The sequence below is a fragment of the Rhodoblastus sp. genome (assembly GCF_052145335.1).
In the GTDB taxonomy this organism is placed as follows: domain Bacteria; phylum Pseudomonadota; class Alphaproteobacteria; order Rhizobiales; family Beijerinckiaceae; genus Rhodoblastus.
In genome coordinates this window covers 1-2,934 of sequence record NZ_JBKQOU010000380.1, presented here as the reverse complement: position 1 = coordinate 2,934, position 2,934 = coordinate 1, and the positions used below count along the sequence as shown (strand labels likewise).

Genomic DNA, 2,934 nt, shown 5'->3' with positions numbered 1-2,934 from the left:
GGCGGCGGCCCCACGTTTCTCCTCGAAACTTTTTCGGCGGTCAAATGGGGTTGTTTATTTCGTAGTTCTTCGAGTTTTGTTTTGAAAAATTTCGATGGTTGACATCGACGAAATTCTAGCCGCCGCAATTCGAACCGCTTGGCTACAAGTCAGTGGTCCGGAGTCTCGGTCGGCTCATCATATCGAAGTCGCCTGGTACGTTCGCGCGGCTCTCGAACGCGAGGGAATTATCATCACTTCACCCCGCCCGGCGTGCGGCCACGGCCAACGTTACGCATTGCAGAACGCCGGGCACCTCGCGCATCCGGAGAAGTGAGCGCAAGGATCGAAAGTGCGCTTGAGCGCCGCAGCTGCCTCGGCACTTTCAATCACGTTCAAATCATTGTCTTGGTGCTTGAGGCCGGACACTGAAAAGTTCGCGCGGCACCCGCGCCGCGATCGGCCGTCGATTTCATGTCCATGATCCCTCCCCGGTTCCACTCGATCCGGAAATTTGGCATTGCCGCAGATGCCTATCAAGCGGGAAGTACCGCGTCGGCGGTTTGTGGCGCCCTCCAGCCGCACTGCTGGCATCAAACCCATTCCCATCACCGCTAGATCAGGTCGCGCCGATGGTCTCGCTGGGCAATGTCGAGCGTCTAGTTTTTTGAGCGCGAGACTACCGCTGTAGCGGGTCAGCATCACATTGGCGGGTTCATAGAGCAGTGTGCGGAGCCGTCCATCGCCGCACTTTGAGATGCTGCCGGTATTATCACTTTCGCCCGGCGAAGGCTTGGTTCGATTAGGACACTGCCGTGAACGAGGCCTTGTCGCCGAGCTTAACCTTGCTAATGTCGTTCTCGCTCAGTTTGGCGCAGAAGGATCTGTTGCGATAAGGAACAGTGGCGGCGCCTCCGAACCCGCCGCGACTGTCTGGCCTATTTCGACGTTGCGCGAGACTACCGTTCCGTCTACGGGCGCAACGATCTCAGTATAGCCAAGGTCGGTCTCGGCAGATTGAAGCGCTGCTTGAAGCTGGGCGACTGTTGCCTCGTCGTGCTTCGTCCGCGCCTGCGCCTGCTCATAGGCATTGCGCGACTTGTCGATCGCTTTCTGGGAAATGGCCCGACGCTTCGCCAGCGCCTCGCGGTGCTCGAAGGCTGCTTTGGCCTCGGTGAGAGCCGCTTTGTCCCGTTCGAAGCGAGTCTCCGCTTTCGCTAGATCGGATTTGTTTTGATCGACCATGATTTGAAAAGGGCGGGGATCTATTTTCGCGCAGAATTGGCCCGCCTTCACTTTCATGTTGGCTCCGCATTCGACCGCCTGGATCACGCCGGATACTCGGGCGCCGAGTGGCGTGGTCGCCGCCGTTCCAACGACGCTCGCGGTCACAGTACCGACCACAGAACCAGGTTCGGGCTTTTGCGTGACGTTGTGCGTCGCAGTGCCCCGATTGAGGGCCCAAATGAGCCAGCCGCCGCCGATAACCAGAACGGCGAAGGCGGCGGCAGCCGCTGTTCGCCAGCTCGTCCGCATAATAGGCGAAGTCGCGCCAGCCTCGGTTTTGTCGCCGAATAAGAGGGAGCGTAACTTCTCCGTCCCGATGGCTCGATCGAGTTCTCTGAAGGCAAAGAATGGCATCAGCACGACGAACATGATGACACCGACCATGAGTATTCCCTGTAATTTTCCGCCGCCAATGCTAGGAATGCTTTGAAAAAACGTCTTACCATGGAATATTCCGATAAACGTTTCTTCGATTATATGGAAGCAAATCAGTAGCGCCGCAAAAACCGCAGATTTGAATAGGATTGGATAAATCAGCTGCCTATCTTTGAACCTTTCTCCGACATGAAAATACTCTCCGAGCAGAATGACTTTTGCTAATGCTAAGGCATTGATAAGAGCAAACCCTTGATCGTAAATTAAGTATTCTTCATTCAAAACAAGCGCTTTATGAAATGAAAACAAACTCAACAACACCCAGAGATAGATAAATATCCCGAATAGTTTTCTTGTTTCATCGATTGCTCCAGTTCTCACGCGACGGAGTCGATCGTTCATCATGTTCTGACCTCCATGCGACATGGCCACGTGACGAAGTGGGCTGCCGGGATTGGGCGCATTTTGAAAGTTCTCGGGTTGCCCCTTTCCGGAGCTGCGCAGCAGGATAATCCTAAATTCTGAAATCGCAGCGAGTTTCGGAGAGCGAGAAGATAAACTCCCGTCATTGAGAACTGAGCCGAACTTCAGCAAAGGGTCTATTGACAAGTAAAACCAACGGACGTGTCAAAGCCTCAACCCTCATAGGAGTTCTTTAGCCGATGAATTTGGGGAGCGACGCACGGTTGCAGTGCATCCTCATTCTCGCCGGGGCGATCATGATGTCTGCGACCAGCCTTGCGTCGGCGCAGTCCACATTATCGCCGCAGAGCACGCAGGAGGTGGTGTTCCAGCAGACCTGTGCTGTCTGCCACAACAATCCGTCGACGCACGCGCCCGCCCGCGATTCGCTGCACGCGATGTCGCCCGACTTCATCGTGGAGGCGTTGACCAACGGCATCATGAAAGCGCAAGGCTCAGACCTCTCGCCCAATCAGCGTGTTTCATTGGCGGAATACCTCACCGGCCAGAAGCTCGGTGCGCAGGCACCGATGGCAGGGCGATGCAACCAGACGCGGGTATTTTCGTTGAACGGCCCATCATTCCACGGCTGGGGCGCCAACGCGGAAAACTGGCGGTACCAGGCCGACCCCGGCGTCAGCGCGACGCAACTGCAGCGGCTGGACGTGAAATGGGCGTTCGGCATCCCCGGCGTTGTGGCGATATTTGGGCAGCCCACGATCGTCGGAGGTCGCGTTTTCATCGGCGCCCAAAACGGCCATGTCTATTCGATCGATGCGAGTTCCGGCTGCTATTTCTGGGACTACGCCGCAAGCGCCGGCGTGCGCAGCG

2 protein-coding genes and 1 pseudogene are annotated in these 2,934 nt (G+C 56.4%); 1 reads left to right on the top strand and 2 read right to left on the bottom strand.

All coding sequences use genetic code 11. The annotated features are described in order from the left end of the window. Positions 1-645 precede the first annotated feature (645 nt). Both ACLP2E_RS22335 and ACLP2E_RS22330 read right to left on the bottom strand, forming a co-directional pair. Positions 646-762: pseudogene (locus tag ACLP2E_RS22335) on the bottom strand (transposase); the annotation flags it as partial. An 81-nt stretch (positions 763-843) separates the two neighbouring features. Next, a complete protein-coding gene (locus ACLP2E_RS22330; RefSeq protein WP_442467170.1) occupies positions 844-2,235 on the bottom strand; it encodes an efflux RND transporter periplasmic adaptor subunit in 1,392 nt (463 codons plus the stop codon). Between the two features lie 68 nt (positions 2,236-2,303). On the opposite strand from ACLP2E_RS22330, the gene ACLP2E_RS22325 reads away from it, so the two are divergent. Beyond that, the coding region (locus tag ACLP2E_RS22325; protein WP_442467169.1) for a c-type cytochrome at positions 2,304-2,934 on the top strand (631 nt) is incomplete at its 3' end.